Annotated in this window: 18 protein-coding genes; 15 read left to right on the plus strand and 3 right to left on the minus strand. The window is 72.7% G+C overall.

Annotated features, from left to right (window positions below; genetic code table 11):
* Positions 1-36: 36 nt before the first annotated feature.
* Complete coding sequence (locus IF28_RS0107875; RefSeq protein ID WP_030215946.1) at positions 37-489, minus strand: NUDIX hydrolase; 453 nt, start codon at positions 487-489, stop codon at positions 37-39.
* Between the two features lie 162 nt (positions 490-651).
* Between IF28_RS0107875 and IF28_RS0107880 the strand changes: the two genes are divergently transcribed.
* The 14 genes from IF28_RS0107880 (at position 652) to IF28_RS0107945 (ending at position 16,697) form a co-directional block, all read left to right on the plus strand.
* Positions 652-1,638, plus strand: coding sequence for an STM4015 family protein (locus IF28_RS0107880; protein ID WP_051713674.1), 987 nt, complete (start codon positions 652-654; stop codon positions 1,636-1,638).
* A 29-nt stretch (positions 1,639-1,667) separates the two neighbouring features.
* Positions 1,668-3,998, plus strand: a complete 2,331-nt coding sequence (locus IF28_RS0107885; RefSeq protein ID WP_030215955.1) for a hypothetical protein — start codon at positions 1,668-1,670, stop codon at positions 3,996-3,998.
* A gap of 168 nt (positions 3,999-4,166) precedes the next feature.
* Entirely contained in the window at positions 4,167-5,132 is a 966-nt protein-coding gene (locus IF28_RS0107890; protein ID WP_030215957.1) for an EamA family transporter, read from the plus strand.
* Between the two features lie 83 nt (positions 5,133-5,215).
* Positions 5,216-5,578 (plus strand): DUF6247 family protein, encoded by a 363-nt coding sequence (locus IF28_RS0107895; protein ID WP_030215960.1) that lies wholly within the window; start codon positions 5,216-5,218, stop codon positions 5,576-5,578.
* Positions 5,575-5,835: a hypothetical protein gene (locus tag IF28_RS0107900; RefSeq protein WP_030215962.1), complete on the plus strand. Its 261-nt coding sequence runs from the start codon at positions 5,575-5,577 to the stop codon at positions 5,833-5,835. Before IF28_RS0107895 ends, IF28_RS0107900 begins: the two co-directional genes overlap by 4 nt.
* Before the next feature lie 130 nt (positions 5,836-5,965).
* Positions 5,966-6,760 carry a TIGR03084 family metal-binding protein gene (locus IF28_RS0107905; RefSeq protein WP_030215964.1) on the plus strand — a complete coding sequence of 265 codons (795 nt, stop codon included), beginning with the start codon at positions 5,966-5,968 and terminating at the stop codon, positions 6,758-6,760.
* Positions 6,757-8,439: an acyclic terpene utilization AtuA family protein gene (locus IF28_RS0107910; RefSeq protein WP_030215967.1), complete on the plus strand. Its 1,683-nt coding sequence runs from the start codon at positions 6,757-6,759 to the stop codon at positions 8,437-8,439. The genes IF28_RS0107905 and IF28_RS0107910 overlap by 4 nt, the downstream gene beginning before the upstream one ends.
* The gene (locus IF28_RS0107915) at positions 8,436-10,034 is read left to right on the plus strand and encodes an acyl-CoA carboxylase subunit beta (protein ID WP_030215968.1); all 1,599 of its coding nucleotides are present in this window, start codon (positions 8,436-8,438) and stop codon (positions 10,032-10,034) included. Before IF28_RS0107910 ends, IF28_RS0107915 begins: the two co-directional genes overlap by 4 nt.
* A gap of 7 nt (positions 10,035-10,041) precedes the next feature.
* Positions 10,042-11,886, plus strand: a complete 1,845-nt coding sequence (locus IF28_RS0107920; protein WP_030215970.1) for an acetyl/propionyl/methylcrotonyl-CoA carboxylase subunit alpha — start codon at positions 10,042-10,044, stop codon at positions 11,884-11,886.
* A 109-nt stretch (positions 11,887-11,995) separates the two neighbouring features.
* Positions 11,996-13,132: an acyl-CoA dehydrogenase family protein gene (locus tag IF28_RS0107925; RefSeq protein ID WP_030215972.1), complete on the plus strand. Its 1,137-nt coding sequence runs from the start codon at positions 11,996-11,998 to the stop codon at positions 13,130-13,132.
* Between the two features lie 35 nt (positions 13,133-13,167).
* Entirely contained in the window at positions 13,168-14,748 is a 1,581-nt protein-coding gene (locus IF28_RS0107930) for a 4-coumarate--CoA ligase family protein (protein ID WP_030215974.1), read from the plus strand.
* Positions 14,745-15,479, plus strand: coding sequence for an enoyl-CoA hydratase family protein (locus IF28_RS0107935; protein WP_030215976.1), 735 nt, complete (start codon positions 14,745-14,747; stop codon positions 15,477-15,479). The genes IF28_RS0107930 and IF28_RS0107935 overlap by 4 nt, the downstream gene beginning before the upstream one ends.
* A complete protein-coding gene (locus IF28_RS0107940; protein WP_030215977.1) occupies positions 15,467-16,081 on the plus strand; it encodes a TetR/AcrR family transcriptional regulator in 615 nt (204 codons plus the stop codon). Before IF28_RS0107935 ends, IF28_RS0107940 begins: the two co-directional genes overlap by 13 nt.
* A 34-nt stretch (positions 16,082-16,115) precedes the next feature.
* The gene (locus IF28_RS0107945) at positions 16,116-16,697 is read left to right on the plus strand and encodes a hypothetical protein (protein ID WP_030215978.1); all 582 of its coding nucleotides are present in this window, start codon (positions 16,116-16,118) and stop codon (positions 16,695-16,697) included.
* A gap of 12 nt (positions 16,698-16,709) precedes the next feature.
* Here IF28_RS0107945 and IF28_RS39145 read toward each other — a convergent pair whose 3' ends face one another.
* Together IF28_RS39145 and pdxH are read right to left on the minus strand one after the other, a co-directional pair.
* Positions 16,710-16,868 carry a hypothetical protein gene (locus tag IF28_RS39145; RefSeq protein WP_158713668.1) on the minus strand — a complete coding sequence of 53 codons (159 nt, stop codon included), beginning with the start codon at positions 16,866-16,868 and terminating at the stop codon, positions 16,710-16,712.
* Positions 16,865-17,533, minus strand: a complete 669-nt coding sequence (gene pdxH / locus IF28_RS0107955; protein WP_030215979.1) for a pyridoxamine 5'-phosphate oxidase — start codon at positions 17,531-17,533, stop codon at positions 16,865-16,867. Before pdxH ends, IF28_RS39145 begins: the two co-directional genes overlap by 4 nt.
* Positions 17,534-17,823: 290 nt before the next feature.
* Between pdxH and IF28_RS0107960 the strand changes: the two genes are divergently transcribed.
* On the plus strand, positions 17,824-18,924 hold the full coding sequence (locus IF28_RS0107960) for a citrate synthase 2 (protein ID WP_030215980.1): 1,101 nt from the start codon (positions 17,824-17,826) through the stop codon (positions 18,922-18,924).
* Positions 18,925-19,093: the final 169 nt, after the last annotated feature.

Genomic DNA, 19,093 nt, shown 5'->3' on the forward strand with positions numbered 1-19,093 from the left:
GACACTCCACGGTGCGGCCCCGCGGACGGTCCGCGCTCAGGGAGTCGTCTCGCCCCGTATCAGGGGGCCGCACACCGGCTGGGTGCCCTCCGGGAGGTCGGACGGGTCGCACCAGCGGGCTTCCAGGATCTCGAAGGGGTCGAGGCGGAGGTCGCCGCCGAGCAGGCGGGCCTCGTAGGCCACCTCCACGCGGGTGCGCAGGCCGCTGTTCAGCATGACCAGGCGGCCCACCTCCACGTCGAGGTTCGTCTCCTCCTTGACCTCGCGCACCACCGTCGCCCGGAAGTCCTCGCCCTTGTGGGCGAAGCCGCTCGGCAGGCCCCACTGGCGGCCGGGTGGCCACATCCGGTGCCGGAGCAGCAGGACCCGGCCCTCGTCGTCGCGGACCACACCGGTCACGCCCACCACGAACTTGGCGTGGAGCAACCACATGATGCGGCTCTGCACAGGGCGCAGGAGCCGCCAGAGACGGACCAGGAGTCGTCGCACGGGACCTCGGGGGGTGTGGTGGGGCGGGTAGGGGGGCTGCCCGAAAAACGGTACCCGCCGAGATGCCCGGGACACCGGCCGCCCGCGTCGCGCACGGCGCCGGTGTCACCGGCTGCTGCTAGAACGGTCGCACTTCAATCGTCGCAACACGCAAGGAATTCAATGGAGTTGCTGGCCGATGTGCCCCGCCATCCCCGTTCCGTCGACCATCTGGACCGTTTCCACGGGCTTCCGGTCCTGACCTTCCCCCAGGCGTCCTCGCCCCGCCCCCTGCCGGACGACCCCGCCTCCGTGGCATGGTGCGTCCGCGTCGGCGAGCGGGAGGACGACGAGGACACGGACGTGTACTGGGACCGCTTCGTCGCGAACGTGCCGCTGGAGAAGGTGCGCGCGCTCGTCCTCGGCGCCCCGTGGTTCGGGTCGGACGGGATGGGCGAGTACCTGATCGAGGCGCTCGTCGAGCTGCGCGACCGGCTGCCCCGGCTCGAGGCGCTGTTCCTCGGTGACGTGCACTTCGAGGAGAGCGAGCTCTCCTGGATGGAGCAGTGCGACGTCGCCCCCGTCCTGGAGGCGTACCCCGGCCTGCGGGAACTCGGTGTGCGCGGCAGCAACGGCCTCGGGTTCCCCGTCATCCGTCACGAGGGTCTGCGCACCCTGCGCCTCGAGACCGGCGGGCTGCCCGCCTCGGTCACGCGCAACGTGGCCGCGTCCGAGCTGCCGAACCTCGAGTATCTGGAGCTGTGGCTGGGCGACGAGTGGTACGGCTGCGACACCACGCTCGGGGACCTCCAGCCGTTCCTCACCGGTGAGCGGCTGCCCTCACTGCTCCATCTGGGGCTGCAGAACAGCCGGTTCCAGGACGAGATAGCGGCCGCCGTGGCGCAGGCCCCGGTCGTGGCCCGGCTCGAATCCCTCCGGCTGTCCATGGGCGTGCTCGGCGACGAGGGCGCCGAGGCACTGCTGGGCGGGCAGCCGCTCACCCACCTGCGCTTCCTCGACCTGCACCACCACTACCTGAGCGACGCCATGATGCTGCGGCTCTGGGACGCCCTCGAGCCGGCGGGCGTACGGGTCGACCTGACCGGACACGGCGACGAGGACGACGAGGACGAGGACGACGACACCCGCTACGTCGCCGTGTCCGAGTGAACCTCCCGATTCCCCACCGAAAGGCAACCGTGCCGAACGACCCCGCTTCCCTGAGCCACACCGACCGGCGCATCGTCAGCCGCGCACTGAACTACCAGGCCCCCTGGCTGGACCCCGCCGAACCCGTGACGCTGTGCCACCTCATCCGCGCGGCGGGACGCAACGGCGACCGCGAGGAGATCGCCGCCCGGCTCACCGAGCTGGGGTACGTGGTTCCCCCGGCCGGGCAGCTGGCCTCCGTCACGGACGACGACGCGATGATGATCAGCCGTGACGGCGACGGCCTCCAGCCCTGGATCACGCCCGAGGACCACAGCTTCAGGGGCCACGTCCTGTCGGTCGCCCGGCGCCTGGAGTTGCCGCCCGCCGTGGTCGCCGCCCGGCTCGCCGAACTGGACTTCCCGGCCCCCGACCCCGGCAGCTTCCCGGACGAGATCACGGACGCCGACCGGGACCTGGCCCGACGCCGGGACGGAGGCGGGCGCTGGATCGCCGACGACGACCCCGTACCGCTCGTCCACGTCCTGGCGGCGCTCGAACGCCAGATGCCGAAGAAGCCGCAGGAGGCGGCGTCGGCGATCGTGGCGGCCTGCGAGCGGCTCGGCCGGCTCGGCTACCGGGTCGACCCCGGGGCCGCGGAGGTCACCGCCGACGACGTACTGCTGGTCAGCCGGGAACTGGACGGGCAGGCACCCTGGCTGCCCGCCGGGGACGAGCCCGTACCGCTCCACCACGTCCTGCGCTTCGCCCAGGCCCATGACCGGGACCCCAACGAGGTCGCCGCCCGCCTCGGCCGGCTCGGCCACCACCGGCTGCCCGAGGGCCCGCTGGTCGACTCGGTGACGGGTGAGGAGACCGAGCTCCTGGGGCACGGCTGGGGCGGTGGCGGGCGGACCTGGCTCGCCCAGGACGACCCCGACCGGTTCCCCCACCTCGTCGCGGCCGGCGCCGCGACCGGGAAGGCGCCCGCCGAGATCGCGCGGCGTCTGCGGACGCTCGGCTTCACCGTCCCCGAGGAGGAGCTCCCCGCCCGGACGACGGAGAGCGACCGCCCGCTCATCAGCGGCCGGACCCTCGCCGGCGCCGGGAACTGGCTCTCCCGGACACAACCCGTGCCCGTCGGGCACATCCTCCACAACGCCCATGCCCGGGGCGCGAGCACCGCGTCGGTCCTGGCCCGGCTGACGGAACTCGGCTACTCCCGGCTGCCCGCGATACCCGATCTGCGTCTCACCGACGACGACCTCCTGCTCATCAGCGAACGCGGAGACGGGAGCACGCCGGTCCTCGGCGACACCGTGCCCTACGGCCGTCTCGTGCGGGCCGCGGCCGCCACGGGCACCGGCCCGCGGGAGGCCGCCGTCCGCTACCGCGAACTGGGCTACACCGACGTCGTCCTCCCGGAGGGTCCGCTGCCGGACTCCGTCACCGAGGGCGACGCCGACCTGATCGCGACCGACACCGGCTGGCTGGCACCGGACGAGACCGTCCCGGTCCCGTTCGTGGTGCGGCGGGCCCACGCCGAGGGCATCGGTCCGGCCGGGATCGTACGACGGCTGCGCGCACTCGGATTCCACGACGTGCCGGACGGGCTGCCGGACACACCGCACCCCGCGGACCTCGTCATGATCAGTGAGGATGCCAAGCCGGGCGGCGACCTCCTCCCCCTGACCGGTGTGTCCGCGTACCACATCCTGCGCGCCGCCCACCGCGCGGACGTGAGCCCGTACGACATCTCGCGGCGGCTGATCGCCCTCGGTTACACGCCGGAGGTGGCACCGCACCCCGACGACGAGGCGATCTGCAGCGCGAACGGTGACGGTCGCGCGCCCTGGCCCTGGGGGTCGGAGGGCCTGGGACACACACTGCTCCTCGCGAAGGTGCTCGGCCGTACCCCGCAGGACGTCAACGCCCGCCGCGCGGCCCTCGGGTACGGGGAACGGGAGCTGCCCGACGCGGGCGGTTTCGAGGACGGGGACATGGTCCTGCTCAGCGAGAACCTGGACGCCCGGGGGCCGTGGCTGCGCTGGGGGACGGACCCGTCGTGGAAGCACGTACTGCGTGCCGCGCGGATCACCGGCCGGGACCCGCGGCAGATCGCGGAACGGCTGCGGCTGCTCGGCCACGCCGCCGACGTGCCGTCCGCGCTCCGGGTGGACGACCTGGTGCTGCTGGAGGTCATGCCGGACGATCCCCGGTCCGCGGACACGGCCGAGGTCCTCTCCGTGGCGACGCGCACGGGCCGCAGTCCGGCCGAGGTGGCCGCCCGGCTGCGGGAACTGGACATCGAGGTACCGGACCTCGACTACCCGACCCGCCGGCCGGCTCCCCGTACCCCGCGAGCGGGACGGTCCGTATGACGGAAACGGTTTGACCGGGGCGGGGTGAGGGCCCATCGTCAGGCACATGGATGCGTTACGGTCCTGTCCTTCGCACCCTGAAGGCTAGTACTCTGGACCGGGCAGTGCATTGTGATGCACGAAGCCCGGCAGGAGCCCCCTCCCCGCACCGAGTCCCCAGGAAGCCCCGTGACCACGCCCAGCACCACCGCCACCCCGTCCCCCACCGCATCCGGGACGGGGCACGCCGCCCCCGACGGGCGGGGCTCCCTGGGGCCGGTCGGGCTGGTGCTCGCCGGCGGGGTCTCCGTGCAGTTCGGCGGGGCGCTGGCGGTGACCCTCATGCCGCGGGCCGGCGCGCTCGGGGTCGTGACACTGCGACTGCTGGTGGCCGCGCTCGTCCTGATGGTGCTGTGCCGGCCCCGGCTGCGCGGACACTCGCGCACCGACTGGGGCACGGTGGTCGTCTTCGGGATCACCATGGCCGCGATGAACGGCCTCTTCTACCAGTCCGTCGCCCGTATCCCGCTCGGCCTGGCCGTCACCCTGGAGGTCCTCGGCCCGCTCGTCCTGTCCGTCCTCGCCTCCCGGCGCGCGGTCAACCTGGTGTGGGCCGGACTCGCCCTCGCCGGGGTGTTCCTCCTCGGCGGCGGGAGCTTCAGCGGCCTCGATCCACTGGGTGTGGTCTTCGCACTGGGGGCCGGCGCCATGTGGGCCGCCTACATAGTCTTCAGCGCCCGTACGGGGCGCCGCTTCCCGCAGGCGGACGGGCTCGCCCTCGCCATGGCCGTCTCGGCGGTCCTCTTCCTGCCGCTGGGCATCGTGGAGGCCGGCACGAAACTCCTCGACCCGACGACCTTCGCCCTGGGCGCGGCGGTCGCGGTGCTGTCCTCCGTACTCCCGTACACCCTCGAACTCCTCGCCCTGCGCCGCCTGCCCGCCTCCACCTTCGCCGTCATGATGAGCCTGGAACCCGCCCTCGCGGCCGCGGCCGGCTTCCTCATCCTCGACCAGGCCCTCACCGCCATGCAGGCGGCGGCCATCGCCCTGGTCATCGGGGCGAGCATGGGAGCGGTGCGGACGCAGGTGGGGCGGGGACAGGTGAAGGGGGCGGGGTTGTCTCCCGACGATCGGCGGGCACGGCGGAGCGCGTAAGGACTAGAGTCGCTCCCGTCTCTCGAATCAACCGGCCTCGTCGCGTGACCGGCCCGTCCCAGAGGCGCGAAGGGAACAGTGCCATGAGCGTGCAGCACAGTGAGACCGTTGGCGATCGTCCGCTGATCCCTCGCCCGGAGCGGACCCCGGGCGCCCTCCGGGCTGCCTGCACGGTCGTCGCTCCCGGCCTTCTGGCCGCGTACGACCAGGCGAAGGACCAGGCGCTCGCCGAAGCGGTGGAGCACGGTTCGCTCAAGCCGGTACACGCCTACCTCAGCCACTGGGCTGCTTTGCTGGAGATCGAGCGCCATCCGCTCACGGCCCGGACCTACCACCGTGCCGAGTATCTCGCCCGGATCGCCACCACGACGGACGAGGCGCGCGCGCATCTGGCCACGGCGAGTGCCCTGTACCGCGACGCCGCCAAGGCGGTGCACGCGGAGTGACCTGGCGCTGGGAGTACGTCCCCGACGAGGAGACCGTCGCGGACGGCGCTCCGCCGGAATTCCTCATCGAGGTGGGGAAGGTGGCCGACGAGCTGGTCAGGGCGGCGGAAGCGCTCCACGTCCACGGGCCCGCGTACCAGGGAGCGGACGAAGGAGCGAAGCACGCGTTCGTCTCCGGCGGATTCTTCGTCTACATGGTCACGCCACGCTCGGAGCTGGTCACCATCTGGCAGGTCACCCCCGACCCTCTCGCCTGACGCACCGGCGGGAGGCGGCGGAGGTCAGGCGCGAAATTCATGCAAGCATGCTTGCTTGTTTAGGGCTCCGCTGTCATGCTCCACGCAACCGCGCCACACCGCCGTGTCCGTGTCCCGAGGGGAGCGCCACGTGTCCGATCCGACGCCCGTGATCGATGATCTGCGTGAGGAGAGCGAGGAACTCGACCGGCTCGTGGCCGGGCCGGGTGCCGGGGAGTGGGGGCGGGAGACGCCCGCCGCCGGGTGGACCGTCGCCCATCAGATCGGGCATCTCGCCTGGACCGACCGCTCCGCGCTGCTCGCCGTCACCGACGCCGACGGGTTCCGGGCGCTGGTGGAGCGGGCCCTCGCCGCTCCGCACCGGTTCGTCGACGAGGGGGCCGAGGAGTACGCGCGGGCCGCGCCCGCCGAGTTGCTCGCGCGGTGGCGGGAGGGGCGGGCGGCGCTGGAGAAGGCGCTGCGGGAGGCACCGGACGGGGCGCGGTTCCCCTGGTACGGGCCGCCCATGTCGGCCGCCTCCATGGCCACCGCCCGTCTCATGGAGACCTGGGCCCATGGACAGGACGTGGCCGACGCGATGGGTGTGATGAGGCCACCCAGCGAACGCCTCAGGCATGTGGCCTGGCTCGGGGTACGCACCCGGGACTTCGCCTACGGCGTGCACGGGCTCACCCCGCCGGCCGACCCCTTCCGCGTCGAACTCGTCGGGCCGGGTGGCGAGGCGTGGGCGTACGGTCCCGAGGACGCCGCCCAGCGGGTCACCGGACCCGCCCTCGACTTCTGCCTCCTCGTCACCCAGCGCGCCCACCGCGGCGACCTCGCCCTCACCGCCGACGGCCCCGACGCCGACCGCTGGCTGGACATCGCCCAGGCCTTCGCCGGCCCGCCCGGCGGTGGACGCCCGTCGACGGGGGACGCCCGGTGACCCTGCGCATCGGGAACTTCTCCGGCTTCTACGGCGACCGCTTCGACGCCCTGCGCGAGATGCTCACCGGCGGTGAGACCGACGTCCTCACCGGTGACTACCTCGCCGAGCTGACCATGCTCATCCTCGCCCGCGACCGGCTGAAGGACCCCTCCGCCGGGTACGCCCGCACCTTTCTGCGGCAGTTGGAGGAGACCCTCGGGCTCGCGCACGAGCGGGGCGTCAGGATCGTCACCAACGCCGGCGGGCTGAACCCCGCCGGGCTCGCCGACGCCGTACGCGCCCTCGCCGGACGGCTCGGCATCCCCGTACGGGTCGCCCATGTCGAGGGCGACGACCTCACCGCGCGGTACCCCGGCAGCCTCGCCGCCCGCGCGTACCTCGGCGGCTTCGGCATCGCGGAGTGCCTGCGCGCGGGGGCCGACGTGGTCGTCACCGGGCGGGTCACCGACGCGGCCCTCGTCACCGGGCCCGCCGTCGCGCACTTCGGCTGGGGGCCCACGGAGTACGACCGGCTCGCGGGAGCCGTCGTCGCCGGGCATGTGCTGGAGTGCGGGGCGCAGGCGACCGGCGGGAACTACGCGTTCTTCGGCGAGCGCCCTCCCGGCGACCTCCGCCGGCCCGGATTCCCCCTCGCCGAGATCCACGCCGACGGCAGCAGCGTCATCACCAAGCACCCCGGCACCGGCGGCTTCGTCGACGTCGGCACCGTCACCGCGCAACTGCTGTACGAGACCGGCGGCGCCCGGTACGCGGGGCCGGACGTCACCGCGCGGCTGGACACCGTACGGCTGCGGCAGGACGGGCCCGACCGGGTGCGTGTCGAAGGGGTGCGGGGAGAGGCCCCGCCGCCGACGCTCAAGGCGGGACTCAACCGGCTCGGCGGGTTCCGCGACGAGGTCGTGTTCGTGCTCACCGGGCTCGGCATCGAGGCCAAGGCCGGCCTCGTGAAGGAGCAGCTGGGCGACGCGCTCGCCAAGTCACCGCCCGCCGAGGTCCGCTGGGAACTCGCCCGCACCGACCGGCCCGACGCCGGCACCGAGGAGACCGCCAGCGCGCTGCTGCGGCTCGTCGTACGGGACCCGGCCCAGGAGAAGGTCGGACGGGTGCTGAGCGCCGCCGCCGTCGAACTCGCCCTGGCGAGCTATCCCGGCTTCCATGTCATGGCGCCACCGGGCAAGGGCTCCCCCTACGGAGTCTTCGAGGATGTGTACGTCCCCCATGGCGACGTCGACCATGTGGCCGTCCTCCATGACGGACGCCGTGTCCCCGTGGCCGCCCCCCATGACACCGCCGTACTCACCGACGTACCGGAACCCCCGCTCCCCGAGCCGCTGCCCACGGGACCCACGACGAGAGCCCCCCTCGGCCTCGTCGCCGGCGCCCGCAGCGGAGACAAGGGCGGGAACGCCAACGTCGGCGTCTGGGTCCGCTCCGACGACGCCTGGCGGTGGCTCGCGCACGAGCTGACCGTCGAGCGGCTGCGGGAGCTGATCCCGGAGGCCCGCGACCTGCCCGTCACCCGGCACGTCCTGCCCCACCTGCGCGCCCTCAACTTCCTCGTCGAGGGCATCCTCGGCGAGGGCGTCGCCGCGCAGGCCCGTTTCGACCCGCAGGCCAAGGCGCTCGGCGAATGGCTGCGCTCCCGGCACCTCGACATCCCGGAGGCCCTCCTGTGACGGTCCTCGCATCCGCCCTGAACACGGCCGACCCGGAGTACCGGGCGCACCGCGACACCATGCTCGCCAAGCTCACCGCACTCGACGCCGAGCACGCCAAGGCCCTCGCGGGCGGCGGCGACAAGTACGTCGAACGGCACCAAAAGCGCGGCAAGCTCCTCGCGCGTGAGCGCATCGAGCTGCTCCTCGACCCCGACACGCCCTTCCTGGAGCTGTCCCCGCTGGCCGCCTGGGGCAGCGAATACACCGTGGGCGCCTCGCTCGTCACCGGCATCGGGGTCGTCGAGGGCGTGGAGTGCCTGATCACCGCCAACGACCCGACCGTGCGCGGCGGCGCCAGCAACCCCTGGAGCCTGAGGAAGGCCCTGCGCGCCAACGACATCGCGCTCGCCAACCGGCTCCCCTGCATCAGCCTCGTCGAGTCCGGCGGCGCCGATCTGCCCTCCCAGAAGGAGATATTCATCCCCGGCGGCGCGATCTTCCGGGACCTCACCCGGCTGTCGGCGGCCGGCATCCCCACCGTCGCCGTCGTCTTCGGCAACTCCACCGCCGGGGGCGCGTACATCCCCGGCATGTCCGACCACGTGATCATGGTCAAGGAGCGGGCGAAGGTGTTCCTCGGCGGGCCGCCGCTGGTGAAGATGGCCACCGGGGAGGAGAGCGACGACGAGTCCCTCGGCGGCGCCGAGATGCATGCGCGCGTGTCGGGCCTCGCCGACTACTTCGCCGTCGACGAACCGGACGCGCTGCGCCAGGCCCGCAGGGTCGTCGCCCGCCTCAACCACCGCAAGGCGTACGCCGATCCGGGTCCGGCCGCCCCGCCCGAGTACGACGCGGACGAGCTGCTCGGCATCGTCCCGGGCGACCTCAGGATCCCCTTCGACCCGCGCGAGGTCATCGCACGGATCGTCGACTCCTCCGACTTCGACGAGTTCAAACCGCTCTACGGCACCAGCCTCACCACCGGCTGGGCGACTCTCCACGGCTATCCCGTCGGCATCCTCGCCAACGCCCGGGGGGTGCTCTTCAGCGAGGAGTCCCAGAAGGCCGCCCAGTTCATCCAGCTCGCCAACCAGCGCGACATCCCGCTGCTGTTCCTGCACAACACCACCGGCTACATGGTCGGCAAGGAGTACGAACAGGGCGGCATCATCAAACACGGCGCGATGATGATCAACGCGGTCGCCAACTCGAGGGTCCCCCACCTGTCCGTCCTGATGGGCGCCTCCTACGGCGCCGGGCACTACGGCATGTGCGGCCGCGCCTACGACCCGCGCTTCCTCTTCTCCTGGCCCAGCGCCAAGTCCGCCGTCATGGGCCCGCAGCAGCTCGCCGGCGTGCTGTCCATCGTCGCCCGCCAGTCGGCGGCGGCGAAGGGACGGCCGTACGACGACGAGGCGGACGCGGCGCTGCGCGCCATGGTGGAGCAGCAGATCGAGTCCGAGTCCCTGCCGATGTTCCTGTCCGGGCGGCTGTACGACGACGGCGTCATCGACCCGCGCGACACCCGCACCGTCCTCGGCCTGTGCCTGTCGGCCGTCCACACCGCGCCCTACGAGGGCGCGCGCGGTGGCTTCGGCGTCTTCCGGATGTGAGGGACCGATGATCACTTCCCTGCTGATCGCGAACCGGGGCGAGATCGCCTGCCGGATCGCCCGCACCTGCAGTGAGTTGGGAATCCGAACCGTCGCCGTGCACTCGGACGCCGACGAGAACGCCCTCCACACGCGGGTGGCCGACAGCGCCGTACGCCTGCCGGGGTCGGCGCCCGCCGACACCTACCTGCGCGACGATCTGATCGTGAAGGCCGCCCTCGCGGCGGGCGCCGACGCCGTGCACCCCGGCTACGGATTCCTCTCCGAGAACGCCGGCTTCGCGCGGGCCGTCCAGGACGCGGGCCTCGTGTGGATCGGGCCGCCCCCGGCGGCGATCGAGGCGATGGCGTCCAAGACGCGCGCCAAGGAACTGATGGGCGTCGAGCCCCTGCGCGAGGTCACCGAGGCCGACCTGCCGGTGCTGGTGAAGGCGGCGGCGGGCGGCGGCGGACGCGGGATGCGCGTCGTACGGCGCCTCGCGGACCTGGACGCCGAACTGGCCGCCGCCCGCGCGGAGGCAGCGAGCGCCTTCGGCGACGGGGAAGTGTTCGTCGAGCCGTATGTCGAGGGCGGCCGGCATGTCGAGGTGCAGGTGCTCGCCGACACCCACGGCACGGTGTGGGCGCTCGGCACGCGTGACTGTTCCCTCCAGCGCCGGCACCAGAAGGTGATCGAGGAGGCCCCGGCGCCGGGGCTGACGGCGGAGCTCACCGAGGAACTGCACGCCCTCGCCGTACGCGCCGCGCGGGCCGTCGACTACGTCGGCGCCGGGACCGTCGAGTTCCTGGTCGCGGGGGAGCGGGCGCACTTCCTGGAGATGAACACCCGGCTCCAGGTGGAACACCCGGTGACGGAGGCCGTGTTCGGGGTCGATCTCGTCGCCGAGCAGATCCGCCTCGCCGAGGGGCACGCCCTCCCGGCCGGCCCTCCGCCCGCGCGCGGGCACGCCGTCGAGGCCCGCCTCTACGCGGAGGACCCCGCGCGGGAGTGGGCCCCGCAGACCGGCCGGCTGCACCGCCTGGCCGTGCCCGACGCAGTGCGCCTGGACACCGGTTACACCGACGGCGACGCCATCGGCGTCCACTACGACCCCATGCTCGCCAAGGTCGTCGCCCACGCGCCCACCCGCGCGGAGGCGGTCCGCAAGCTGGCGTCCGCCCTCGACCGCGCGGTGATCCACGGTCCCGTCACCAACCGGGACCTCCTCGTCCGCTCCCTGCGGCACGAGGAGTTCACGCAAGCCCGTATGGACACCGGCTTCTACGACCGCCATCTGCCCGCCCTCACCACCCCGGCCCCGGACCCGCACGCCCCGCTCGCGGCCGCCCTGGCCGACGCGTACGGCCGCTCGCGCTTCGGCGGCTGGCGCAACCTGCCCTCACAGCCGCAGACGAAGCGGTACGCGATGGCGGGCGAGGAACACGAGGTCCGCTACCGCCACACACGCGACGGCTTCGAGACGGACACCGCCCGCGTGACCCACGTGGACGCCGGCCTGGTCGTCCTCGAGGTGGACGGCGTACGGCACCGCTACGAGATCACCCGCTACGGCGACCACGTCCACGCCGGCCGCACCCCGCTCACCGCCCTGCCCCGCTTCCCCGCCCCCACCGCCCAGCACGCCCCCGGCTCCCTCCTGGCCCCCATGCCGGGCACGGTCGTCCGCGTGGCGGAGGGCCTGACGGAGGGGTCCGAGGTGGAAGCCGGCCAGCCCCTCCTGTGGCTGGAGGCGATGAAGATGCAACACAAGATCACCGCCCCGGCCAGGGGAGTCTTGAGCGCCCTCCACGCGATCCCGGGACAGCAAGTGGAGCCCGGCACCCTGTTGGCGGTCGTGGAGGAAACCCCCTGAAGGGGCGCGGGACTGTGCCGATATGCGGCTGCCGCCGCACGAGCGCGAGTAACCACGACGAACCCGCGCCCTCCCGACGACCCGAAGCCCTTCTCTCTCAGGAGCGTTCATGCCGGTGATCGAATCAGAAGAGCACAAGGCCCTCCGCGAAGCAGTCGCCACGTTCGCGAAGAACCACCCCGGCACCCCCGGTGCCGACAACCGCCTGTTCTGGCAGGACGCCGCCAAGCTCGGCTACATCGGCGTCAACCTGCCGGAGGCATACGGTGGCGGCGGCGCCGGCATCACCGAACTCTCCCTGATCCTCGAAGAGATGGGCGCCGCGGGAAATCCCCTCCTCATGATGATCGTCTCCCCGGCGATCTGCGGCACCGTCATCTCCCGCTTCGGCACCGAGACGCAGAAGCGGGCCTGGCTCCCCGCCCTCGCCGACGGCAGCCGCATGATGGCCTTCGGCATCACCGAACCCGACGCCGGCTCCAACAGCCACCGCATCACCACCACCGCCCGCAGGGACGGCACCGACTGGATCCTCACCGGCCGCAAGGTGTTCGTCAGCGGTGTCGACATCGCCGACGCCACCCTCGTCGTCGGCCGCACGGAGGACGCCCGCACCGGAGGCCTCAAGCCCTGCCTGTTCATCGTCCCGCGCGACGCACCGGGTTTCGAGCGCCGGCAGATCGACATGGAACTCGACTCCGCCGAGAAGCAGTTCGAGCTGACTTTGGACGACGTACGGCTGCCCGCCGACTCGCTCGTCGGCGACGAGGACGCCGGACTGCTGCAGCTGTTCGCCGGACTCAACCCCGAACGCGTCATGACGGCCGCGTTCGCGATCGGCATGGGCCGCTTCGCGCTCGCCCGCGCCGTCGAGTACGCGCGTGAGCGCACGGTGTGGAAGGCCCCCATCGGCTCCCACCAGGCGATCGCCCACCCCCTCGCCCAGGCGCACATCGAACTCGAACTCGCCCGCCTGATGACGCAGAAGGCAGCCCACCTGTACGACGCCGGGGACGACGTGGGCGCGGGCGAGGCCGCCAACATGGCCAAGTACGCGGCCGGCGAGGCCTGTGTGAAGGCGGTCGACCAGGCCGTGCACACCCTCGGCGGAAACGGCCTCACACGCGAGTTCGGACTCGCCCGGCTGATAACGGCCGCGCGCGTGTCTCGTATCGCACCGGTCAGCAGGGAGATGATTCTCAACTACGTCTCCCACCAGACCCTGGGCCTGCCCAAGTCGTACTAGGCCCTCACGAGCCGTCCCGGCCGTTTGGAGGAACCATGTTCCGCAGCGAGTACGCAGACGTCCCGCCCCTCGAACTGCCCATCCACGAGGCCGTACTGGCCCGCGCCGCCGAGTACGGCAGCACCCCGGCGCTGATCGACGGCACCGACGGCACCACCCTCACCTACGAGCAGGTGGACCGGTTCCACCGGCGGGTCGCCGCCGCCCTCGCCGAGGCCGGCGTGCGCAAGGGCGACGTGCTCGCCCTGCACAGCCCCAACACGATCGCCTTCCCCACCGCCTTCTACGCGGCCACCCGCGCGGGCGCCTCCGTCACCACCGTGCACCCGCTCGCCACCGCGGAGGAGTTCGGCAAGCAGCTGAAGGACAGCGCCGCCCGCTGGATCGTCACCGTGTCACCGCTGCTGGAGACCGCGCGGAGGGCCGCCGAACTGGCGGGCGGGGTCGAGGAGATATTCGTCTGCGACAGCGCGGCCGGACACCGCTCCCTGATCGACATGCTGGCCTCCGCCGCGCCCGAGCCGATGGTCGACATCGACCCCGTCGAGGACGTGGCCGCGCTGCCGTACTCCTCCGGTACGACCGGCATCCCCAAGGGGGTGATGCTCACCCACCGCCAGATCGCCACCAACCTCGCGCAGCTCGAGCCGCTGATCACGGCGGGCCCCGGCGACCGCATCCTCGCGGTGCTGCCGTTCTTCCACATCTACGGCCTGACGGCCCTGATGAACGCCCCCCTGCGGAAGGGCGCGACCGTGGTCGTCCTGCCGCGCTTCGACCTGGAGACGTTCCTCGCCGCCATCCAGAACCACCGCATCACCGGCCTGTACGTCGCCCCGCCGATCGTCCTGGCCCTCGCCAAGCACCCGTTGGTCGCCCAGTACGACCTGTCGTCGCTGAAGTACGTCGTCAGCGCCGCCGCACCCCTGGACGCGGCCCTCGCCGCCGCCTGCTCGCGGCGGCTCGGACTGCCGCCCGTCGGGCAGGCGTACGGCATGACGGAGCTGTCGCCCGGCACCCACGTCGTCCCCCTGGAGGCCATGGCGCAGGCGCCCGCGGGGACCGTGGGCAAGCTGATCGCCGGTACCGAGATGCGTATCGTCTCCCTGGACGACCCCGGCGAGGACCTCGGCCCCGGCGCGTCCGGCGAGATCCTCATCCGCGGCCCCCAGGTCATGAAGGGCTACCTCGGCCGCCCCGACGCCACCGCCGCCATGATCGACGAGGACGGCTGGCTGCACACCGGCGACATCGGCCACGTCGACGAGGCCGGCTGGCTCTTCGTCGTCGACCGCGTGAAGGAACTCATCAAGTACAAGGGCTTCCAGGTCGCCCCCGCCGAACTCGAGGCACTGCTCCTCACCCACCCCGGGGTCGCCGACGCCGCCGTCATCGGCGTCTACAACGAGGACGGCAACGAGGCCCCGCACGCGTACGTCGTCCGTCAGCCGTCCGCCCCGGAGCTCTCCGCGGGCGAGATCATGATGTACGTCGCCGAGCACGTCGCCCCCTACAAGCGGGTCCGGAACGTCACCTTCATCGACGGCGTCCCGCGCGCCGCCTCCGGAAAGATCCTGCGCCGCGAACTCCGCGCGGCGCACAAGGAGCCCTCGTGACCCTGATCGGCCGCACCCGCGCGCGGGGCGTCGAAACGCTCTCCCTCGACGCCCCGGAGCGCCGCAACGCCCTGTCCGCCGCCCTCGTCGGCGAACTCGCCGACGCGCTCACCGACGCCGGCAAGGACAGCGGTGTGCGCGCGGTGGTCCTCACCCACACCGGAAACACGTTCAGCGCGGGGGCGGACCTGCGCGACCCGCCCGCGCCCGAGGCGCTGGTGGCTCTGCTGCGGGGGATCGTGGAGCTGCCGAAACCGGTCGTCGCGCGGGTCACCGGACACGTCCGCGCGGGCGGCCTCGGCCTGCTCGCCGCCTGTGACATCGCCGCCGCCTCCCACGCGGCGACGTTCGCGTTCACCGAGGTACGGATCGGGGTCGCGCCCGCCGTCATCTCGCTGCCGCTGCTGCCCCGCACCGACCCGCGCGCGCTGGCCCGCTACTACCTCACCGGGGAGCGTCTCGACTCCGCCGAGGCGGCTCGTATCGGGCTGCTCACCGCCGCCGGCGAGGACGTGGACGAGGTCCTCGCGCCCATCCTCGACGGGCTTCGCAGATCCGCCCCCGAAGCCCTGGCCGAGACGAAACGGCTGCTCACGGCTATGGTGCTGGAGACCTTCGACCGGGACGCGGCCGACCTGACCGCGCTCTCGGCACGCCTCTTCGCCTCCGCGCACGCGCGTGAGGGAATGACGGCCTTCTTCGAACGACGGGATCCGGAATGGGTGGTGTGAGCACGGCCGACCGTGCGGAACGAGTCCCCAAGCAGGACCGCAGCCGGGCCACCCGGCAGCGGCTCCTGGAGGCCGCCGTGGCCTGCCTCGCCGAACACGGCTGGGCGGGCTCCACGGTCTCCGTCGTCGCCGAACGCGCGGGAGTCTCCCGGGGGGCCGCCCAGCACCACTTCCCCACCCGCGAGGACCTGTTCACGGCCGCCGTCGAGTACGTCGCGGAGGAACGCTCCACCGCCCTGCGCGCCCTCTTCCCGGACGGCGCCGCGGCCGGCGACCGCCGCGCGGTCGTCGCCGGCCTCGTGGACCTCTACACCGGACCCCTCTTCCGCGCGGCGCTCCACCTCTGGGTCGCCGCCTCCAACGAGGAACAGCTGCGCCCGCGCGTGACCGAACTGGAACTGCGCGTAGGCCGCGAGAGCCACCGCATCGCCGTGGACCTCCTCGGCGCGGACGAGTCCCGCCCCGGCACCCGGGAAACCGTCCAGGGCCTCCTGGACATGGCCCGAGGCCTGGGCCTCGCCAACCTCCTCAGCGACGACGGGGCACGCCGGGAGCGGGTCGTGGCGCAGTGGGCGGCCCTGCTGGACGAGGCGCTGGGCTGAGGGCGTTGTCGGTGGCGCGGTCTACGGTTTCCGCATGGGTGACTACTTCCAGACGATCGTCGACCTCGACGCCGGCCCCGACGAGGCGGCGGAACTCGCGGACCGCGTGGTGGCGTGGCTGGTGGACGAGGGCGTCGTCCTCGCCGAGCGGACCGACTGCGTCCTCGGGCAGCCGCTCGGGCATCCGCCCGGCCCGAACTGGCACCGCGCCGTGGCGGAGGACGACGCCGACCGGGAGCCGTGGGACGGACTGGCCGTGGAGGTGGGGCGCACCGTCTTCGACGCCGGCCAGGGCGATCCCGAGGCGGTGACCTGCCCGCGGTGCGCGGCCACCACGCGGCTGGTCACGGAGACCTGGGACACGATCGACGACGCCTGGGCGCCCTTCCGCGAGGCCATGGAGGACTGGGACGAGACCGGGGAGGCGCAGGTCGTCTGCCCCGCCTGCGCCGAGTCCGTCCCGCTGCCGGAGTGGCGGTGGGCCGACGACTACTTCGCCTTCGCCCACCTCGGCTTCGAGTTCTGGAACTGGCCCGAGTTCACGCCGGAGTTCCTGACCCGGTTCTCCCGCGCCCTCGACGGCCACCGCATCAGGCACGTGTGGGGCAAGCTGTGAGAACGCGCGCGATCACGCCCGCTCGCGCGCCTCGCGCGCCTCGCGGATGACGTCGACGACGTCGTCCGCCGTGACATCACCGCGCGCGGCGAGGGCGCCGGCCTCGACCGCCGCCTCGGCCGGCGACAGCACCGCCTCCTCGTCCCGCACGCGGGGTTCCCGCCCGTTCACGGGCTCAGCCGCTCCACCCGCCAGCCCTCGCCCGCCTGCGCGGCGTACCGCAGGCGGTCGTGCAGCCGGTTCTCTCTGCCCTGCCAGAACTCCACCGTCTCCGGGACCACCCGGAAGCCGCCCCAGTGGGGTGGTACCGGTACCTGCTCGTGCTCCGGGTAGCGGGCCGCGAGCTCCGCGTACGTCGCGTCGAGGGAGGCGCGGCCGGTGATCACCGTGGACTGGCCGCTGGCCCAGGCGCCCAGTTGGGAGCCGTGCGGGCGGGTGCGGAAGTACGCGGCCGTCTCGTCGCGGCCGGTGCGGCGCGCGGTGCCGGTGACGATGACCTGCCGGGCCATCGGATGCCAGGGGAAGAGGAGCGCGACGTGCGGGTTCCCGGCCAGGTCGCGGCCCTTGCGGGAGTCGTAGTTCGTGTAGAAGACGAACCCGTCGTCGTCGAAGTGCTTCAGCAGCACCGTGCGTGAACTGGGCCGGCCCTCCCCGTCCACCGTCGAGACGATCATGGCGTTCGGCTCGAACAGCCCGCCGTCCGTCGCGGCCTGTTTGAACCAGCGCGCGAACTGCTCCACGGGCGTGGCGGCCAGGTCGGCCTCGGACAGCCCTTCGCTGCGGTACTGCTTGCGCATCGAGGCGAGATCGAGGGGAACGGCGTCTCGGTCGGTCACGCCGTCATCCTGCCGTATGCGTCCGGCCCACGGGCGGGCGGTGTCCTTCGTCACGTGGTGGCACTGAGTGCCGCGAACCCTCCCCAAAGATGGCACTCGGGGATATCGTGCTGCCACTGTTCCGGTTGGGTGACCGCCAGCCGGGCATCACAGGGGTGACGTCCAGGACCGCGAGCCCGTTCGAACGGACCGTGGATCCACCGGACGGGCGCCCAGCCGCGCCGACCTCCGACACATGGTCGTCCCACCCCACAACACCATCTGTGACCCACCTCACAAGGAGCCGCCAGATGTCCGACTTCGTACCCGGGCTCGAAGGAGTCGTCGCGTTCGAGACGGAGATCGCCGAACCGGACAAGGAGGGCGGCGCCCTGCGGTACCGGGGCGTCGACATCGAGGACCTGGTCGGTCACGTCTCCTTCGGCAACGTCTGGGGGCTGCTCGTCGACGGGGCGTTCAACCCCGGACTGCCGCCGGCCGAGCCCTTCCCGATCCCCGTGCACTCCGGTGACATCCGTGTCGACGTGCAGTCCGCGCTCGCCATGCTGGCGCCCGTCTGGGGCCTGAAACCGCTCCTCGACATCGATGCCGAGCAGGCCCGCGACGACCTCGCGCGCGCCGCCGTCATGGCCCTGTCCTACGTCGCCCAGTCCGCGCGCGGCCAGGGCGTGCCCATGGTGCCGCAGGGGGAGATCGACAAGGCCGAGTCCATCGTCGAACGCTTCATGATCCGCTGGCGCGGCGAGCCCGACCCCAAGCATGTCGCGGCCGTCGACGCCTACTGGACGTCGGCCGCCGAGCACGGCATGAACGCCTCCACGTTCACCGCGCGGGTCATCGCCTCGACCGGCGCGGACGTCGCCGCCGCCCTCTCCGGTGCCGTCGGCGCCATGTCCGGCCCGCTGCACGGCGGCGCCCCCTCGCGCGTGCTGCACATGATCGAGGAGATCGAGCGCACCGGGGACGCCGAGGCGTACGTCAGGCAGACCCTCGACAAGGGCGAGCGGCTGATGGGCTTCGGCCACCGCGTCTACCGCGCGGAGGACCCCCGCGCCCGCGTCCTGCGCCGCACCGCGCGCGAACTGGCCGCGCCGCGCTTCGAGGTCGCCGAGGCCCTGGAGAAGGCCGCCCTGGCCGAGCTGCACGCCCGCCGCCCCGACCGGGTGCTCGCCACCAACGTCGAGTTCTGGGCGGCCATCGTGCTGGACTTCGCCGAGGTCCCGGCGCACATGTTCACGTCGATGTTCACCTGCGCCCGTACGGCCGGCTGGTCGGCGCACATCCTGGAGCAGAAGCGCACGGGCCGTCTGGTCCGCCCCTCGGCCCGCTATGTGGGTCCGGGCACGCGCGACCCGCGCGAGATCGAGGGGTACGGGGACATCGCCCGCTGAGCGGAAGGCGCCGAAGGCTTCGGAGAACGCAGGCGACCCGCGAGTCGGGTTCCTCCCTCGGGAGGAGCCGGCCGGACGTACCGGCGACTCGCGGGTCGGGTGACTGCATGTGGATTGGGCCGGTTGCGTGTATCGCGCACACGCCGGTCCGGCGCCGAACCGAGTACGG

Origin of the sequence: Streptomyces sp. NRRL WC-3626 (genome assembly GCF_000718785.1) — a bacterium.
Classification (GTDB): domain Bacteria; phylum Actinomycetota; class Actinomycetes; order Streptomycetales; family Streptomycetaceae; genus Streptomyces; species Streptomyces edwardsiae.

What these genes read in the sequence shown, in the direction of transcription:
- IF28_RS0107880 (WP_051713674.1), top strand. Translation starts at nt 652, where the DNA reads ATGGAGTTGCTGGCCGATGTGCCCCGCCATCCCCGTTCCGTCGACCAT.
- IF28_RS0107895 (WP_030215960.1), top strand. Translation starts at nt 5,216, where the DNA reads ATGAGCGTGCAGCACAGTGAGACCGTTGGCGATCGTCCGCTGATCCCT.
- IF28_RS0107920 (WP_030215970.1), top strand. Translation starts at nt 10,042, where the DNA reads ATGATCACTTCCCTGCTGATCGCGAACCGGGGCGAGATCGCCTGCCGG.
- IF28_RS0107925 (WP_030215972.1), top strand. Translation starts at nt 11,996, where the DNA reads ATGCCGGTGATCGAATCAGAAGAGCACAAGGCCCTCCGCGAAGCAGTC.
- IF28_RS0107930 (WP_030215974.1), top strand. Translation starts at nt 13,168, where the DNA reads ATGTTCCGCAGCGAGTACGCAGACGTCCCGCCCCTCGAACTGCCCATC.
- IF28_RS0107940 (WP_030215977.1), top strand. Translation starts at nt 15,467, where the DNA reads ATGGGTGGTGTGAGCACGGCCGACCGTGCGGAACGAGTCCCCAAGCAG.
- IF28_RS0107945 (WP_030215978.1), top strand. Translation starts at nt 16,116, where the DNA reads ATGGGTGACTACTTCCAGACGATCGTCGACCTCGACGCCGGCCCCGAC.
- IF28_RS0107960 (WP_030215980.1), top strand. Translation starts at nt 17,824, where the DNA reads ATGTCCGACTTCGTACCCGGGCTCGAAGGAGTCGTCGCGTTCGAGACG.